We start from the raw sequence: 16,550 nt of genomic DNA on the forward strand, positions 1-16,550 counted from the left end.
GCGGGGCCGCAGCGAGTCTCCTCTCGGCCCGGACAGAGTTCCGGCTCACCCGCTTCTGGAGAAACATGCGTATCCGCGCCGCCGCAGGTGCCGCCTTCGGCACCCTGGCCCTGCTCTCGTTCCCGGCGACCCCGGCCCACGCCGACACCGCCAAGGGCGACACCGTCTTCACCTCGCTGGACTTCAGCAGGACGACCGTCAACGTCGGTACCGGCACGGCGCAGAAGGTGACTGTGACGGCCACCGCCAAGGACGGTTCCGGGATCAAGGGCATCTACGGGCCGAAGCTCGTCAGCCCCGACGACCGGATCGTGCACGCGAGCTCCTCGAGTTGCACCCGGCCCACGTCGACGACCATGAAGTGCGTGTACGGGTACACCCTCGACTCCGACCGCACCGACTACTACGACCTCAGGAACAGCTCTGCGGGCACCTGGCACTTCACCGCGGAGGCCGCCGCCAACGACACCGACTTCTACGACCTCGAGGACAGCGCCCCCGTCAGGGTCAAGCGGTACGCCAAGCTGTCGAACACCCAGGCCTCGCCCGAGCCGGTCGCCAGGGGCGGCACGCTCACCGTCACGGGGACGCTGACCCGGGCCAACTGGGACACCAACGTCTACGCGGGCCACGCCTCGCAGTCGGTGGCCCTGCAGTTCAAGAAGTCCGGCGGCTCGACCTACTCGACGGTCAAGCACGTGACCACCGACAACAGCGGCAGGCTCCGTACGACGGTCACCGCGAACTCCGCCGGGACCTGGCGCTGGAAGTTCGCCGGCACGGGCACGACCGGCACCGCGACGGCCTACGGCGACGGTGTCGCGCTGAAGTAGCCCGGGACCCCGCGAGCCGTCACCGGACGGCTCGCGCGTGGACCGTCCTGGCGGCGGGGGCGCGGCCCGCCCTCGTCCGGGCGGTTCACGGCGTCCCAGGTGACCGGGTGGTCCTCCCTGTACCGGTCGGCCCGTGAACCCCGCCGACATGATCAACAGCTCGTCCCACAGCGCGAACACCAATGGGCGCCCGCGCGTCGGTGCATCATCCGCCCGTCCTCGGCGAGCCGCGCCATCGCGGACCCGGTCCGGTGCGTACGGTCGCCCCGGCCGAGTCGCCGGGAGTGGTGTTGCCGTGAAGCCGTCCATCTGCCTCTGCATGATCGTCAAGAACGAGGCGAAGGTCATCGAACGATGCCTCGCCTCCGTACGGGACCTGATCGACACCTGGGTCATCTCCGACACCGGGTCGACGGACGGCACCCAGGACCTGGTCCGTGCCGCGCTGGAGGGCGTCCCCGGGGAACTCCGGGAGGAGCCGTGGGTCGACTTCGGGCACAACCGCAGCCTGAACATCGGGCACGCCCGGGACAGGGCGGACTACCTGCTCCTGCTCGACGCCGACCACGTCCTGCGCCGTGAGGGCCCCCTCCCGCCGCTCACCGCCGACGCGTACATGATCCGCCACGAGGGGACGACCGAGTACCGCATCAAGCGGCTGGTCCGCGGCGGTCTGCCCTGGCGGTACGAGGGCGTCACGCACGAGTACCTCACCGCCGACCGCGACCACGGCCAGGAGAACCTGGACGCCCTGGTCGTCGAGGACTTCGCCGACGGCGGCTCCCGGCACGACAAGTTCGAACGGGACGCCCGACTGCTCAGGGCCGAGCTGGAGCGGGACCCCGGCAACCCCCGGACCGTCTTCTACCTCGCGCAGACCCTGCGCGACATGGGCCGCACCGCGGAGGCGATCGACCTCTACGAGCGCCGTGCCGCGATGGGCGGCTGGCAGGAGGAGGTGTACTACGCGCTCCTCCAGTCCGGTGTCCTGCGCGCCGAGTCGGCGCCCGGGGAGGGCGGCGGGCAGTGGCCGGCCGCCCTGGACGCCCTGACCCGCGCCTGGGAGGCGCGCCCGGCGCGGTTGGAGGCCTGCTACGAACTCGCCTCCCGGCTGCGCCGCGACCGCCGCCACCACGCGGCGCACGCCGTGGTGCGCGCCGGGCTCGACCAGGAGCCCCCGGACGACCTGCTGTTCGTGCAGCCGTGGGTGTACCGGTGGGGCCTGCTGTTCGAGTTCTCGATCACGTCCTACTGGACCGGCGACCCGGAGGCCTCGCTCCGGGCCTGCGACCGGCTGCTGTCGATGCCGGACCTGCCGGAGGCCCACCGGCGCCAGACGGTCACCAACCGGGAGTTCGCGGAAAAGCTGCTGAAAGCCCGCTGACCGGCGCACTTCCGTCCCGGAGCGCCCTCGTCGAGGGCCCCGGCTATGGCGTGGGCACGGTTCATCCGTATGGTTTCGCCATGGCAGTCCCCGAGGTCGTTCCGATCGTCTATGAACCGCGCCACCGCACCCAGGCCATCGGCCACTACGCGGAGGGCCAGTTCCTGGGCTCGGTCACGTACGCCTTCCCCGAAGGGTTCCGTCCCGACGACGGCTGGGAGGAGCACAAGCGGCTCTTCACCGTGCTCCACACCTTCGACTCCGAGGGCCGCCACCGGGACTCCGAGATCTGGTGCGCAGGGACCTGGGCGGAGCAGCAGCGCACCCCGGAGGGCCCGGACTCGGTCCTCGCCCAGGCCCAGGCGCATCTGGCGAAGCTCCTGAGGAGCCTGCCCCGGCGCCGCTACACCGACATCGCCGTCCGGCCCTTCCAGCTCACCGTCGACGGCGTGCTCTTCGGGATGCTGACCGGCGAGGACGAGGGCGAGCCCTGGGCCGAGCTGTACCCGGACCGGCTGGGCTTCGGCCCGCCCTGGGACGGCACGTACGACACCTGAGCCGCGCCGCGATCGGCCCGCCCGCGGCGTGACGTGACGTGCTCGACGGCCCCGCCGGACTCCGCGCCGGGCAGGACGTCCGCACACCCGCGGTCCTCCGGCGCCGCACGCAACGGAACGGCCCGGAACCGACGTCGGTTCCGGGCCGTTCGGGTCCGTCGGGGTCTGCCGCGGGAGCTACTTGGGCTGCGGCTTGCGCACCGAGAGGCTCAGCTCGCGCAGCCGCGTCTCGTCCAGCTCCGTGGGCGCGCCCATCATCAGGTCCTGCGCGTTGCCGTTCAGCGGGAACGCGATGGTCTCCCGGATGTTCGGCTCGTCGGCCAGGAGCATGACGATGCGGTCCACGCCCGGGGCGATCCCGCCGTGCGGCGGGGCGCCGAAGCGGAAGGCGCGGAGCATGCCCGCGAACTGCTCCTCGACGGTCTCACGGTCGTAGCCCGCGATCTCGAAGGCCTTGAGCATGATGTCGGGCTCGTGGTTCCGGATGGCGCCGGAGGACAGCTCGACACCGTTGCAGACGATGTCGTACTGCCAGCCCAGGATGTCCAGCGGGTCCTGGCTCTCCAGAGCCTCCAGACCGCCCTGCGGCATCGAGAACGGGTTGTGCGAGAAGTCGATCCGGCCGGTCTCCTCGTCCTTCTCGTACATCGGGAAGTCGACGATCCAGCAGAAGCGGAAGACGTTCTCCTCGAACTGGCCGGCGCGCTTGGCCGCCTCGACCCGGACCGCGCCCATGATCTTCGAGACCTCGTCGAACTCGCCCGCGCCGAAGAACACCGCGTGTCCGGCCGCCAGCGCGAGGCGCTTGGTCAGCTCCGCCACGTTCTCCTCGGTGAGGAACTTGGCGATCGGGCCCGTGAGCGAGCCGTCCTCCGCCACGCGCACCCAGGCCAGGCCCTTGGCGCCCTGCGAGACCGCGAAGTCGCCGAGCTGGTCGAAGAACTTGCGGGGCTGCGCGGACACGTCCGGCACCGCGAGGGCGCGCACGTGCTTGCCCGCGAAGGCCTTGAACTCCGAGCCCTCGAACACGTCGGTGATGTCGACGAGTTCCAGCCGGGCCCGCAGGTCGGGCTTGTCGGAGCCGTACTTCAGCATCGACTCGCGGAACGGGATGCGCGGGAACGGCGAGGTGACGTTCCGCCCGCCGCCGAACTCCTCGAACAGCTCGGTCATGAGCTTCTCGATCGGCTGGAAGACGTCCTCCTGCTCGACGAACGACATCTCGACGTCGAGCTGGTAGAACTCGCCGGGCGAGCGGTCCGCGCGGGCGTCCTCGTCCCGGAAGCAGGGCGCGATCTGGAAGTACCGGTCGAAGCCCGAGATCATCAGCAGCTGCTTGAACTGCTGAGGGGCCTGCGGCAGCGCGTAGAACCTGCCGGGGTTGAGGCGCGAGGGCACGACGAAGTCGCGCGCGCCCTCGGGCGAGGTGGCGCTGAGGATCGGCGTCGCCATCTCGTTGAAGCCCAGCGCCGTCATCTTGTGGCGGATGGCCGAGATGACGGCCGTGCGCAGCAGGATGTTGCGGTGCATGCGCTCGCGGCGCAGGTCGAGGAAGCGGTACTCCAGGCGCCGCTCCTCGTTGACGCCGTCCTCGGCGTTGATCGTGAAGGGGAGCGGGGCGGCCGCGCCGAGCAGCTCGACCTCGCCGACCTCGACCTCGATCTCGCCGGAGGGGAGGTCCGGGTTCACGTTCTCCGCTCCGCGCGAGACGACCTTGCCGTCGACGCGGACCGTGGACTCCTTGGAGACCTTGTCGAGGGCCTCGTACGCGGGGGTGCCGGGGCGGGCGACGAGCTGCGTGATGCCGTAGTGGTCGCGCAGATCGATGAAGAGGATGCCACCCAGGTCTCGGCGATTGTGCAGCCAGCCGCTCAGCCGGACGTCGGTGCCGACGTCAGAGGCGCGGAGCTCGCCGCAGGTGTGGGACCTGTACCGATGCATCGTCGTTCATCCAGTCTTCGCGTATCGGGGTCTGTTTCACGTGAAACTCTCCCAAGCGTACCGGCCGCCCCGAGATCGCCGCCCGCAATGGGGCGGGCCGCGGCCGGACGGGGGCGCCGGCCGGGGGGTGCGGGACCCGCGACCGTTCTCGGTGGCAACCTTCGCGCACCTGTTCATACAGTGGGGCAATGCGCATCGGTGATCCCCTCCCGCCCCTGGGGGATGTCCTCGCCAGTCTCGCCACCGGTCTGTGGAGGTGGGACGAGACCGCCGGGAAGATCACCCTCGACTCCGAGGCCGCCCGGCTGCTGGGCCTGCCCGCCGCGTCGGCCGTGGTCACGAAGACCGAGGTACGGGCCCGCTTCCACCCCGTCGACTGGAACGAGGTCGACGGCATCGTGCAGCTGGCCTTCGCCGAGGGCACCCTCGCCGAGGCACGGCTGCGGATCATGGACGACCGGGGCCGCGTGGTCCGTACCGTACGCAGCCGCTCCAAGCCGTCGATCGACCCGGACACCGGGGCGTACGAGCTGATCGGCACCCTCCAGGAGGTCAGCGAGCAGCCGCCGGGCACCGCTTCGCGCACTCCCGTGACGGGCGACTGGCGGCGTTCGCGCGAGGCGTTCCTGCTGGACGCGGGCCGGGCGCTGGCCGAGGCGCGGTCCACGGAGGAGGTGCTGAGGGTCGCGGCCGGACTGTCGATGCCCGGCTTCTCGCCCGACGGGCTCGCGGTCTTCGGGGCCGAGGGCGACCGGCTGACGGTCGTCGGGCACCACGGGCACCAGCCGGGGGACGAGGGCCCGTTCGTGCAGATGCCGCTCGACACCGACTACCCCGCCGCGGAGGTCGTCCGCACCGGCCGGGCGGTCTACCTGTCCTCGCCGGACGACTACCGCGGCCGCTATCCCGCCACCTGGCCGCTCGCCCAGCCCTTCGGACGCCAGTCCTGGGCGTTCCTCCCGCTCACGGTCGCGGGACGGACGATGGGCGCGTGGATGGCGGGCTTCACCTACCCGGTCACGTTCACGCCCGACGAGCGCTCCGTACTGACGACGGTGGCGCGGATGCTGGCCCAGGCCCTCTCGCGGGCCGGTGTCGCCGAGTCCGAGCGGGAGCTGACGGACGGCCTCCAGCGCTCGATGCTGCCCACCCTGGGGCCGCGGATCCCCGGGATGAGCCTCGCCGCCCGGTACGTGCCGACGGGTGGCGGCCTCCAGGTCGGCGGCGACTGGTACGACATGATCCCGCTGCCGGGCGGCACGTCCGGCAGCCGCCCGGGTGCAGGCCGCTTCGCGCTGGTCATCGGCGACGTCCAGGGCCATGACGTCCGCGCCGCGGGGCTGATGGGCCAGCTCAGGATCGCGCTGCGGGCCTACGCCTCCGAGGGCCACCGGCCCGACGCGGTCCTCTCGCGCGCCTCGCGCTTCCTGTACGGCATCACGTACGCCGACGACGAGGCCGCGGGCGCCGACCTGCGGTTCGCGACCTGCCTGTACGTCGAGGTGGACCCGGAGAGCGGGGTCCTGGAGATCGCCAGGGCCGGGCATCCGGACCCGGCGATACGCATGGCCGACGGGACCGTGCTCTCCCGGCCGACCGCGGGCGGACTGCCGCTCGGCATCGACCCCGACGCCGACTACCCGACGACCCGGCTGGTGCTGGAGCGGGGCGAGACCCTGCTGCTCTGCACGGACGGCCTCATCGAGACCGGCGGCCACGACCTGGACACCGGCTGGCAGCGCGTCCGCGCCACCCTGGAGAACCACGAAGGCGACCTGGAGTCGCTCGCCGACGCGCTGGTCCAGGCCGTGCACGGGCCCTCCTCGCACCACACGACCGGACCGCTCGTGGACCGCCGCGAGGACGACATCGCGGTACTGCTGCTGTGCCGGGCGGGGGAGAGCCGCGGCGACACGGTGACCGAACAGCCCTCCGTACGGCGGACCGTGCTGACCGTCGCGCAGGCGGAGCCGCAGCGGGTCGCGGGTGCCCGGCAGCAGCTGCGCGAGTTCCTGCACGACTGGTCCTGCGACGAGCAGGTCGACTCGGCGGTGCTGCTCGTCTCCGAGATGGTCACGAACGTGCTCGTCCACACGGACGCGGACGCGCTGCTCGTCGCCGAGGTGACGGGCGGGGCCGGCGGCAGGCGGCTGCGCGTCCAGGTCACCGACCGGAGCGACGACCTGCCGCACCGGCGGCATCCCGGCGAACTCGCGTCCTCCGGCCGGGGCCTGGTGCTGATGGAGCTGCTCGCGGACGGGTGGGGCGTCGATCCCAGGGGCGAGGGCAAGAGCATCTGGTTCGAACTCGGCGAGGCGGCGTCCGCGGACGCGTAGCCCGGCCCCACGCGGACGCCGGCCCCCGACGCGCCCGCGGCGACCACCGCCCAGGTCCCCGGGCGGCCGCCCGGGGTACGGGGCCGGGCAGCGGCCGACGGTGCCGGGAGCACCCGAGGGCGGGACCTGAGGACGGGAGGGCCCCGGGGGCAGCAGGGCTTCGGGGAGAGGGACCGCGGGTCCCGGCCGAGCAGGCGTGCGGCGGGGCGGCGCCCCGGGGGCGCGGCACGACGGCATCCGCGGGGCCCCGTCCCGGCCGGCGCGACCGTGGGCGATGATGCGCCCCATGGCCGCCATCACTGAGATACCCGGGCCCAAGGGCCTTCCCCTGCTCGGCTCGGCGCTCGACCTCCAGCGCGACGCCCTGGGCACCTTCCTGCGGGTCCGGCGCGAACACGGCGACGTGGTACGGCTGTCCGCCGGTCCGCCGGGCCTGCGCACCGTGCTCCACTGCGTCTTCTCCGCGGAGGGCGCCCAGCAGGTACTGGCCACGCAGGCGGCCAACTTCCGCAAGGACAACCGCTTCTACGAGGAGCTGCGGCTGTCCGCCGGCAACGGCCTGCTCACCAGCCAGGACGAGGACTACCAGCGCCAGCGCCGCCTGATCCAGCCGCTGTTCACCAAGCGCCAGGTCGACGGCTACGCCGCCGCGGTGACGCGGGAGGCGGACGGCACCGTGGAGCGCTGGCGGGACGCGCCCGGCGGCGTGGTCGACGTCGTGCGGGAGATGGACAGGCTCGCGCTGCGCACGGTCTCCCGCATCCTCTTCGGCGCCGACGTCGAGGCCGCCGTCGACGTCGTGCACGACAACTTCCCCGTCGTGAGCGCGTACGTGACCCGGCGCGGGTACTCCCCGGTCAGCCCGCCGCGGTCCTGGCCGCTGCCCGCCAACCGACGGGCCGCGGCGGCGGCGCGCGCGGTGTACGCGGTCTGCGACCGGATCATCGCGGAGCGCCGGGCGGCTCCGGAGGGCTCCGCCGAGGGCGACGACCTGCTCTCCCTGCTGTCCCGCGCGGGCAGCGAGCAGGACGGCCGCCTCGACGCCGCCGAACTCCGCGACCAGGTGCTCGTCTTCCTTCTCGCGGGCCACGAGACGACGGCGACCTCCATGGCGTTCGCGCTGCACCTGCTGGCCCGCCATCCGAGGGAGCAGGAGCGCGCCCGCGCGGAGGCAGACCGGCTGCCGTCCGGGCGGGCGCCCTCGGCCGCCGACCTCGACGCGCTCCCGTACCTGACGCGCGTGCTGAAGGAGGCCATGCGGCTGTACCCGGCGGCCCCCGTGATCGGCCGCCGTTCCGTCGCGGCCGCGGAGGTGGACGGCCGTCCGATCCCGGCGGGCGCGGACGTCGTGGTCCTGCCGTGGGTCACCCACCGGCACCCCGGTCTGTGGGACGACCCGGAGAGCTTCGACCCGGACCGCTTCACCCCCGAGCGGGAGGCGGCCCGCCACCGCTACGCCTGGTTCCCCTTCGGCGGCGGCCCGCGCGCCTGCATCGGCCGGCACTTCTCGATGCTGGAGTCGGTACTGGCCGTCGCGGCGCTGCTGCGCTCGTACGAGCTGGAGGCGGTGGACACCGAGGTGCCCGTGACGGCCGGGATCACGCTCCTGGCGACGGGGCCCGCCCGGGTCCGCCTGCGGGCCCGCGGCTGACCGGCGCCCCCTCGACGGCGAGAGGGCCCCGTCCGTGCCGGACGGGGCCCTCTCGTGGTGCCGGACGGGTCCTACAGCCCGCCCTCGGACATCCCGTGGACGGCCGGGACCGTGCCCAGGCGGCCCTTCTGGAAGTCGTCGAAGGCCTGCTGCAGCTCCTCGCGGGTGTTCATCACGAACGGCCCGTAGTGCGCCATCGGCTCCCGGATCGGCCGGCCGCCGAGGATGACGACCTCCAGGTCCGGGGTGTTCGAGTCCTGCTGCTCGTCCGCCCGGACGGTCAGCGAGGAGCCCGCCCCGAAGACGGCGGTCTGGCCGGTGCGCACCGGCCGCCGGTCCGCGCCGACACTGCCGCGGCCCGCCATCACGTACGCGAGGGCGTTGAAGTCCTCGCGCCACGGGAGCGTCAGCTCGGCGCCCGGCGCCACGGTCGCGTGGATCATGGTGATCGGGGTGTGCGTGATGCCGGGGCCCTCGTGGCCGTCCAGCTCACCGGCGATGACGCGCAGCAGCGCGCCGCCGTCGGGGGTGGACAGGAGCTGGACCTGGCCGCCGCGGATGTCCTGGTAGCGGGGCGCCATCATCTTGTCCTTGGCCGGCAGGTTCACCCACAGCTGGAGTCCGTGGAAGAGACCGCCCGACACGACGAGCGACTCCGGCGGGGCCTCGATGTGGAGCAGGCCGCTTCCGGCCGTCATCCACTGGGTGTCACCGTTCGTGATCGTCCCGCCACCGCCGTTGGAGTCCTGGTGGTCGAAGACTCCGTCGATCGGGCGGGCGACGGCCTCCGCCGACGCCGCCACACGGGGCAGGGTGAGCGGGTTCTCGACGGTCACTGCAGGCATGTCGGTACCTCCTTGTGCTCGAAGTTTAGTTGAACGTAGAACTTTCTGCCACCGGGAACACAGAACGCCCGGAGGGCATTCCCTCCGGGCGTCCTTCTGTCGGGGTGCGCCGGCGTACGCGGCACGGGGACCCGCGGGCCCGCCGTCCGGTGATCGCGCGGGCGCCGGGACAGGGTCTAGCCGTACATCCGGCGCATCGCGAAGTCGACCATCTGTTCGACGGCCTTCGCGTCGAAGACGATGCGGTGGTCGCCCTCCATGTCGAGCACGAACCCGTACCCGGTGGGCAGCAGGTCGATCACCTCGGCCCCGGTGATCACGAAGTACTTGGACTCCTTGCCGGCGTACCGGCGCAGCTCCTTGAGCGAGGTGAACATGGGGATCACCGGCTGCTGCGTGTTGTGCAGCGCGAGGAAGCCGGGGTTGTCCCCCCGCGGGCAGTACACCTTGGAACCGGCGAAGACCTGCTGGAAGTCCTCGGGGGTGAGCGACCCCGTGGTGAAGGCGCGCACCGCGTCCACGAGCGAGGGCGGCGACGGCTCCGGGTAGAGCGGCGGCTGCTGCTGCTGGCCGTACCCGCCGACCCCGCCGACCCCACCGGGCATCTGCTGCTGCGGCGGCGGCTGGGGCTGCGCGTACTGCTGCTGCCCCGGTCCCACGTTCTGGTCATAGCCGTACATGGGCGCAAGCCTACCGACGCGGTGCCGCACCTGGACGTGCACGCCGGATTTGCTCGAACAGGTGGCGGAGTCCCCGGGCGCGCCCGAAGGTAGACCCTGCTCACACTTGGGCAACCAGGGGTTGATTCTTATTACCGGCGGGTAGCATCATCTTGGCTACTGGTTGGTACGCGAACCAGATGCGCACCAGAGTCGAACCAGGTACGAGGACTCACCACCTCCCCGATCCCTTTACGGAGCCGTCGCCATGGGGCACTACAAGTCGAATCTCCGCGACATCGAGTTCAACCTCTTCGAGGTGCTCGGGCGCGACAAGCTGTACGGCACCGGCCCGTTCGCGGAGATGGACACCGAGACCGCCAGGAGCATCCTCGACGAGCTGACCCGCCTCTCGGAGAACGAGCTGGCCGAGTCGTTCACCGACGCCGACCGCAACCCGCCGGTCTTCGACCCGGAGACCAACACCGCGCCCGTGCCGGCGTCCTTCAAGAAGTCCTACCAGGCCTTCATGGACTCCGAGTACTGGCGGCTGGGGCTGCCCGAGGAGATCGGCGGCACCACCGCGCCCCGCTCCCTCATCTGGGCGTACGCGGAGCTGGTGCTCGGCGCGAACCCGGCGGTCTGGATGTACTCCTCGGGCCCGGCGTTCGCCGGCATCCTCTTCGAGGAGGGCACCGAGGTCCAGAAGCACATCGCGAAGATCGCCGTCGACAAGCAGTGGGGCTCCACCATGGTGCTCACCGAGCCGGACGCCGGCTCGGACGTGGGCGCCGGCCGCACCAAGGCGGTCGAGCAGGAGGACGGCTCCTGGCACATCGAGGGCGTGAAGCGGTTCATCACGTCCGGTGAGCACGACATGTCGGAGAACATCCTCCACTACGTCCTCGCCCGCCCCGAGGGCGCCGGCCCCGGCACCAAGGGCCTCTCCCTCTTCCTCGTGCCCAAGTACGAGTTCGACTTCGAGACCGGCGAGCTGGGCGAGCGCAACGGCGCCTACGCCACGAACGTCGAGCACAAGATGGGCCTCAAGGCCTCCAACACGTGCGAGATGACCTTCGGCGACCGCCACCCCGCCAAGGGCTGGCTCATCGGCGACAAGCACGACGGCATCCGCCAGATGTTCCGCATCATCGAGTTCGCCCGCATGATGGTCGGCACGAAGGCGATCTCCACGCTCTCCACCGGCTACCTGAACGCGCTGGAGTACGCCAAGGAGCGCGTGCAGGGCCCCGACCTCGCGCAGTTCATGGACAAGACCGCGCCCAAGGTCACCATCACGCACCACCCGGACGTGCGCCGCTCGCTGATGACGCAGAAGGCGTACGCCGAGGGCATGCGCGCCCTGGTGCTGCACACCGCCGCGATCCAGGACGAGATCCAGGTCAAGGAGGCCGGCGGCGAGGACGCCTCGGCCCTCGAAGCCATGAACGACCTGCTCCTGCCGATCGTGAAGGGCTACGGCTCCGAGAAGGGCTACGAGCAGCTCGCCCAGTCGCTGCAGACCTTCGGCGGCTCCGGCTTCCTGCAGGAGTACCCGATCGAGCAGTACATCCGCGACGCCAAGATCGACACCCTGTACGAGGGCACGACCGCGATCCAGGGCCAGGACTTCTTCTTCCGCAAGATCGTCCGCAACCAGGGCGCCGCGCTGAACTCGCTCGCCGAGGACATCAAGAAGTTCCTGGCGCTCGGCACCGGCGGCGAGGAGCTGTCCGGCGCCCGCGAGCACCTCGCCAAGGCGGCCGTCGAGCTGGAGGCGATCGTCGGACTGATGCTCACCGACCTCGCGGCCACCGAGCAGGACGTCAAGAACATCTACAAGGTCGGCCTCAACACCACCCGCCTCCTGATGGCCTCCGGCGACGTCGTCGTCGGCCACCTGCTCCTCAAGGGCGCGGCCGTCGCCGCCGAGAAGCTGGAGACCGCCCCGGCCAAGGACAAGGCCTTCTACACCGGCAAGATCGCGGCGGCGAAGTTCTTCGCGGCCAACGTCCTGCCGGGCGTCACCGGCGCGCGCAAGCTCGCCGAGGCCGTCGAGCTCGACCTGATGGAGCTGGACGAGGCCGCCTTCTAGCCCCGCGGCCGGGCCGCCGCCACCCCACCGGCGGCGGACACCCCCCGGCCATCCCCTTTGCACACACCCCCCACGAGGGCCCGTTCCCGTCCCCGGGAACGGGCCCTCGTACGTCGTTAAGGTGAACCCATGCGCACACCGCCCCGCTTCGACCGCGGACACACCGACGACCTCATGTCCTTCCTGGCGGCGAGCCCGTCCCCGTACCACGCGGTGGCCAACGCCGCCGAGCGGCTGGAGAAGGCGGGCTTCCGGCAGGTCGCCGAGACCGACGCGTGGGACGGGACCAGCGGCGGGAAGTACGTACTGCGCGGCGGCGCGATCGTGGCCTGGTACGTGCCGGACGGCGCCCTGCCCCACACCCCCTTCCGGATCGTCGGGGCGCACACCGACTCCCCCAACCTGCGTGTCAAGCCCCGCCCGGACAGCGGCGCCCACGGCTGGCGCCAGGTCGCCGTCGAGATCTACGGCGGCCCGCTGCTGAACTCCTGGCTCGACCGCGACCTCGGCCTCTCCGGGCGCCTGTCGCTGCGCGACGGCTCCACCCGGCTGGTGAACGTCGACCGGCCGCTGCTGCGCGTCCCCCAGCTCGCCATCCACCTCGACCGCTCCGTCAGCGCCGAGGGCCTCAAGCTCGACAAGCAGCGCCACCTCCAGCCCGTCTGGGGCCTGGGCGACACCGTGCGCGACGGCGACCTCGTCCGCTTCCTGGAGGAGGAGGCGGGAGTGGCCGAGGGCGAGACCAGCGGCTGGGACCTGATGGTCCACTCCGTCGAACCGCCCGCCTACCTGGGCCGCGACCAGGAACTGCTCGCGGGCCCGCGCATGGACAACCTGCTGTCCGTGCACGCCGCCACGGCGGCGCTGGCGGCCGTCGCGACCGCGGGCGGGTCACCCGGCTTCATCCCGGTCCTCGCGGCGTTCGACCACGAGGAGAACGGCTCGCAGTCGGACACCGGGGCGGACGGCCCGCTGCTCGGCACCGTGCTGGAACGCTCTGTCTTCGCCCGCGGCGGCTCGTACGAGGACAGGGCGCGCGCCTTCGCGGGCACGGTCTGCCTGTCCTCCGACACCGGGCACGCGGTCCACCCGAACTACGCGGAGCGGCACGACCCGACGCACCACCCGCGCGCGGGCGGCGGTCCGATCCTCAAGGTCAACGTCAACAACCGCTACGCGACGGACGGTTCGGGCCGTGCCGTGTTCGCCGCCGCCTGCGAGAAGGCCGGCGTGCCGCTGCAGACCTTCGTCTCCAACAACTCGATGCCCTGCGGCACCACCATCGGCCCGATCACCGCGGCCCGGCACGGCATCAAGACCGTCGACATCGGTGTGGCCATCCTGTCGATGCACAGCGCGCGCGAACTGTGCGCCGCGGACGACCCGTTCCTGCTCGCGAACTCCCTGGTCGCCTTCCTGGAGGGCTAGTCGGGCCCGCCCGCCGGTCCGCTCCGGGAACACCTGTCCGGCCCCCCGCCGCATGGAGGGGCCGGGTCCGGGTACCCGGACCGGACCCGGGAACCACACGGTCCCGGGCCCGGAGCGAGACCGTGTTCAACAGGAGGCGACACCCATGGGCCTGGGCGGGTGCATCATTCTGATCGCCGCAGGAGCGATCCTCACGTTCGCGACCGACTGGGACATGCAGGGGGTCAACCTCGACCTGGTCGGCATCATCTTCATGATCGTCGGCCTGATCGGTGTGGCGACGTTCACCAGCATCGCCAAGCGGCGGCGGGTCGCGCCGACCACCACCACGGTGATCGACGAGACCGGCCACACCAACCGGACCGGCTACAGCGACGGCTACGGCGCCTGACCGTCCCCCGGCGCCGGAGCGCCGACCGCGCCGCGGTCGGTCCACTGCTCGCGGCTCCGGCAGTTCCCGGGCGGCGGCGTCAGTCGTCCGTCCCGGTGAGCACGAGCGGCAGCCGGTCCGTCCCGCCCCCGGCGGTGCGGACCGGCACCTCCCAGTCCTGCCGGTGGACGCGGCAGGCCGGATGCTCCTCCCCGGTGGAGCCGTCGTCGCACGAGGCGGCGCTCGCGGAGACGTGCAGCACGCCCCCCGCGACCGCGGGGTCCAGCTCCAGGACCCGGGCGAGGTCCGTGCCGGCGCCGCCGCCCGCGACCAGCAGGTCCGGCGGGGTGGACGAGACCAGCAGCCTGGTCGACGGGCCGTACCGCGTGTCGGGCCGCTGCCCCTGCGGGGCCCGGAACTCCACGTCCAGCCGCAGGGGGCCGGGCGCCACCTCCGTCACCTCGCGTCCGGTGCGCCGCGCGTCCGACCCGGCCCGTACCGCCTCCTCCGGGAGCCGCAGCCGGGTCAGCCGGTGCCGCGCCGACTCCACGACCACGAGGTCGTCGCCGACGAGCACTGCGCCCGACGGCTCCCGCACGTCCGTGGCCAGGGTGGTCACCTCGCCGCTCGCCGGATCGTAGCGGCGCACCGCGTCGTTGTACGTGTCGCAGACGGCGACCGAGCCGTCGGGCAGCGCGGTGACGCCCAGGGGGTGCTGGAACAGCGCCCGCTCCGCGGGACCGTCCCGGAGGCCGAAGTCGAACAGCCCCGTGCCGACGGCCGTACGGACCTCGCCGTCGAGGCCCACCCGGCGCAGGGCGCTCGTCTCCGAGTCCGCCACCCACAGCCCGTCCGGGGTCGCCGCGAGACCGGACGGCTGCGCGAACCACGCCTCGCCGGCCGGACCGTCGACCAGCCCCTCGTCGCCGGTGCCCGCCACGACGGCGACGGTCCCCTCTCCCGACGCGCCCTCCGAGGGGGAGTACGCCCACAGCTGGTGGATGCCCGCCATGGCGATCCACACCCTCCCGCCGAACACCGCCACGTCCCACGGCGAGGACAGATCCGTCCCGCGGGCCGGACCGGACGTGGGCGAGCCCCGCCACCACTGGCGCCCCGTCCCGGCGAGCGTCGAGACCACGCCGGACACCGGATCGAAGCGGCGCAGCGCGTGGTTCACGGTGTCGGCGACGACCACCGCGCCGTCGTCGAGCAGGGCCAGCCCCTGCGGCTCGCTGAACCGCGCCGTACCGGAGGGGCCGTCGGCGAACCCCCGCGTGCCCGAGCCGATCCGCCGCAGCACCGTCTCCCCGTCCGGCGCCAGCTCCACGAGCCGGTGCCGCGTGGTGTCGCTGACCAGGAGGGTGCCGGACGGCAGCAGCAGCGCCTTGCCCGGGAAGCGCAGGACCGTCGGCTCCGGTTCCGGCGCCACGTAGGGCCCCTCGCCCCGCCGCAGCGTCCCCTTCGCCCCGTGCTCGGCCTCCAGCTCCGTCACGAGCCCGTCGATGGCGTCCACGTGCCCCTCGCCCGAGTGCTGCGCGACCACGTACCCCTCGGGGTCGACGACGACGAGCGTGGGCCAGGCCCGCACGGCGTACTGCTTCCAGGTCGCGAGGTCGGGGTCGTCGAGGACCGGGTGCGCCACGCCGTACCGCTCGACGGCGTCCGCGACCGCCGAGTGCTCGGCCTCGTGGGCGAACTTCGGCGAGTGCACGCCGATGACCACGAGCGTGTCGCGGTGCTTCTCCTCCAGGGCCCGGAGCTCGTCGACGACGTGCAGGCAGTTCACGCAGCAGAAGGTCCAGAAGTCCAGCACGACCACACGTCCCCGCAGGCCGGCGAGGGTGAGGTCGTCCCCTCCCGTGTTGAGCCAGCCGCCCCTGCCGACCAGCTCGGGCGCCCGGACGCGGACGCGGCGGGGGGCGGGCGCGGGCGTGGAGGCGTTCATACGACAAGGGTGCCACCGGGGCGGGCGGGGCGCCCCGGGCCCGTCCGCGAGGGCGGTCCCGGAGCGGCCCGGGCGGCCCTCAGGGAGCGCGGAGGCCCGGGGGCAGGCCGTGGCCCGTCGTCGCGTCCACGTGGTCCGGCACCTCGTCGTGGCGGTCCCCGACCGTGAGGGTTCCGCTGGGCTCGAACATCAGGATCGCGGCGCCGGACGGGGAACTCGGCCGGTGCTCGGTGCCGCGCGGGACGGTGAAGACCGAGCCGCGCGGCAGGACCACCGTGCGCTCGCCGCCGGGCCCGCGCAGCGCGATGCGCAGTTCGCCCTCCAGCACCAGGAAGAACTCGTCGGTGTGGTCGTGGGTGTGCCAGACGTGGTCGCCCTCGACCTTGGCGAGGCGTACGTCGTAGTCGTTGACCGTGGTGACGATGCGGGGACTCCACAGGGCGTCGAAGGAGGCGAGGGCGGCGGCGAGCGGAACGGGTTCGTCGGTCATGGCCCCATCGTCC

The 16,550-nt window shown here is 72.5% G+C and carries 13 protein-coding genes; 8 read left to right on the forward strand and 5 right to left on the reverse strand.

The genetic code is table 11. The annotated features are described in order from the left end of the window. The first annotated feature begins 65 nt into the window (after positions 1–65). From IE265_RS25285 to IE265_RS25295, 3 genes are all read left to right on the forward strand, one after another. A complete protein-coding gene (locus IE265_RS25285; protein WP_190037979.1) occupies positions 66–833 on the forward strand; it encodes a calcium-binding protein in 768 nt (255 codons plus the stop codon). Between the two features lie 295 nt (positions 834–1,128). Next, positions 1,129–2,217, forward strand: a complete 1,089-nt coding sequence (locus IE265_RS25290; RefSeq protein WP_229916501.1) for a glycosyltransferase — start codon at positions 1,129–1,131, stop codon at positions 2,215–2,217. A gap of 80 nt (positions 2,218–2,297) precedes the next feature. Continuing rightward, positions 2,298–2,774, forward strand: a complete 477-nt coding sequence (locus tag IE265_RS25295; protein WP_190037980.1) for a hypothetical protein — start codon at positions 2,298–2,300, stop codon at positions 2,772–2,774. A 177-nt stretch (positions 2,775–2,951) separates the two neighbouring features. On the opposite strand, the gene aspS is transcribed toward IE265_RS25295, so the two are convergent. Continuing rightward, positions 2,952–4,715: an aspartate--tRNA ligase gene (aspS, locus tag IE265_RS25300; RefSeq protein ID WP_190037981.1), complete on the reverse strand. Its 1,764-nt coding sequence runs from the start codon at positions 4,713–4,715 to the stop codon at positions 2,952–2,954. A gap of 188 nt (positions 4,716–4,903) precedes the next feature. Between aspS and IE265_RS25305 the strand changes: the two genes are divergently transcribed. Both IE265_RS25305 and IE265_RS25310 read left to right on the forward strand, forming a co-directional pair. Then, the gene (locus IE265_RS25305) at positions 4,904–7,051 is read left to right on the forward strand and encodes a SpoIIE family protein phosphatase (RefSeq protein ID WP_190037982.1); all 2,148 of its coding nucleotides are present in this window, start codon (positions 4,904–4,906) and stop codon (positions 7,049–7,051) included. A 286-nt stretch (positions 7,052–7,337) separates the two neighbouring features. After that, complete coding sequence (locus IE265_RS25310; protein ID WP_190037983.1) at positions 7,338–8,702, forward strand: cytochrome P450; 1,365 nt, start codon at positions 7,338–7,340, stop codon at positions 8,700–8,702. Between the two features lie 71 nt (positions 8,703–8,773). Here IE265_RS25310 and IE265_RS25315 read toward each other — a convergent pair whose 3' ends face one another. Together IE265_RS25315 and IE265_RS25320 are read right to left on the reverse strand one after the other, a co-directional pair. Further along, positions 8,774–9,547, reverse strand: a complete 774-nt coding sequence (locus IE265_RS25315) for a pirin family protein (RefSeq protein WP_190037984.1) — start codon at positions 9,545–9,547, stop codon at positions 8,774–8,776. Positions 9,548–9,723: 176 nt separating this feature from the next. Continuing rightward, on the reverse strand, positions 9,724–10,227 hold the full coding sequence (locus tag IE265_RS25320; RefSeq protein ID WP_190037985.1) for an SseB family protein: 504 nt from the start codon (positions 10,225–10,227) through the stop codon (positions 9,724–9,726). Positions 10,228–10,474: 247 nt separating this feature from the next. Here IE265_RS25320 and IE265_RS25325 point away from each other — a divergent pair, with 247 nt between their 5' ends. The 3 genes from IE265_RS25325 (at position 10,475) to IE265_RS25335 (ending at position 14,120) form a co-directional block, all read left to right on the forward strand. Then, positions 10,475–12,301 (forward strand): acyl-CoA dehydrogenase, encoded by a 1,827-nt coding sequence (locus IE265_RS25325; RefSeq protein ID WP_190037986.1) that lies wholly within the window; start codon positions 10,475–10,477, stop codon positions 12,299–12,301. Positions 12,302–12,430: 129 nt separating this feature from the next. After that, positions 12,431–13,729 carry a M18 family aminopeptidase gene (locus tag IE265_RS25330; RefSeq protein WP_190037987.1) on the forward strand — a complete coding sequence of 433 codons (1,299 nt, stop codon included), beginning with the start codon at positions 12,431–12,433 and terminating at the stop codon, positions 13,727–13,729. Positions 13,730–13,874: 145 nt separating this feature from the next. Further along, positions 13,875–14,120 (forward strand): DUF6458 family protein, encoded by a 246-nt coding sequence (locus IE265_RS25335; protein WP_190037988.1) that lies wholly within the window; start codon positions 13,875–13,877, stop codon positions 14,118–14,120. A gap of 79 nt (positions 14,121–14,199) precedes the next feature. Here IE265_RS25335 and IE265_RS25340 read toward each other — a convergent pair whose 3' ends face one another. Next, complete coding sequence (locus IE265_RS25340) at positions 14,200–16,047, reverse strand: NHL domain-containing thioredoxin family protein (protein ID WP_190037989.1); 1,848 nt, start codon at positions 16,045–16,047, stop codon at positions 14,200–14,202. Positions 16,048–16,126: 79 nt separating this feature from the next. Next, on the reverse strand, positions 16,127–16,537 hold the full coding sequence (locus tag IE265_RS25345; RefSeq protein WP_190037990.1) for a cupin domain-containing protein: 411 nt from the start codon (positions 16,535–16,537) through the stop codon (positions 16,127–16,129). Positions 16,538–16,550: the final 13 nt, after the last annotated feature.

Source organism: Streptomyces fructofermentans, assembly GCF_014651055.1.
Taxonomy (GTDB): Bacteria; Actinomycetota; Actinomycetes; order Streptomycetales; family Streptomycetaceae; genus Streptomyces; species Streptomyces fructofermentans.

What these genes read in the sequence shown, in the direction of transcription:
- IE265_RS25345 (WP_190037990.1), bottom strand. Translation starts at nt 16,537, where the DNA reads ATGACCGACGAACCCGTTCCGCTCGCCGCCGCCCTCGCCTCCTTCGAC.
- aspS (WP_190037981.1), bottom strand. Translation starts at nt 4,715, where the DNA reads ATGCATCGGTACAGGTCCCACACCTGCGGCGAGCTCCGCGCCTCTGAC.
- IE265_RS25325 (WP_190037986.1), top strand. Translation starts at nt 10,475, where the DNA reads ATGGGGCACTACAAGTCGAATCTCCGCGACATCGAGTTCAACCTCTTC.
- IE265_RS25330 (WP_190037987.1), top strand. Translation starts at nt 12,431, where the DNA reads ATGCGCACACCGCCCCGCTTCGACCGCGGACACACCGACGACCTCATG.
- IE265_RS25305 (WP_190037982.1), top strand. Translation starts at nt 4,904, where the DNA reads ATGCGCATCGGTGATCCCCTCCCGCCCCTGGGGGATGTCCTCGCCAGT.
- IE265_RS25295 (WP_190037980.1), top strand. Translation starts at nt 2,298, where the DNA reads ATGGCAGTCCCCGAGGTCGTTCCGATCGTCTATGAACCGCGCCACCGC.
- IE265_RS25315 (WP_190037984.1), bottom strand. Translation starts at nt 9,547, where the DNA reads ATGCCTGCAGTGACCGTCGAGAACCCGCTCACCCTGCCCCGTGTGGCG.
- IE265_RS25285 (WP_190037979.1), top strand. Translation starts at nt 66, where the DNA reads ATGCGTATCCGCGCCGCCGCAGGTGCCGCCTTCGGCACCCTGGCCCTG.
- IE265_RS25340 (WP_190037989.1), bottom strand. Translation starts at nt 16,047, where the DNA reads ATGAACGCCTCCACGCCCGCGCCCGCCCCCCGCCGCGTCCGCGTCCGG.
- IE265_RS25310 (WP_190037983.1), top strand. Translation starts at nt 7,338, where the DNA reads ATGGCCGCCATCACTGAGATACCCGGGCCCAAGGGCCTTCCCCTGCTC.
- IE265_RS25335 (WP_190037988.1), top strand. Translation starts at nt 13,875, where the DNA reads ATGGGCCTGGGCGGGTGCATCATTCTGATCGCCGCAGGAGCGATCCTC.
- IE265_RS25320 (WP_190037985.1), bottom strand. Translation starts at nt 10,227, where the DNA reads ATGTACGGCTATGACCAGAACGTGGGACCGGGGCAGCAGCAGTACGCG.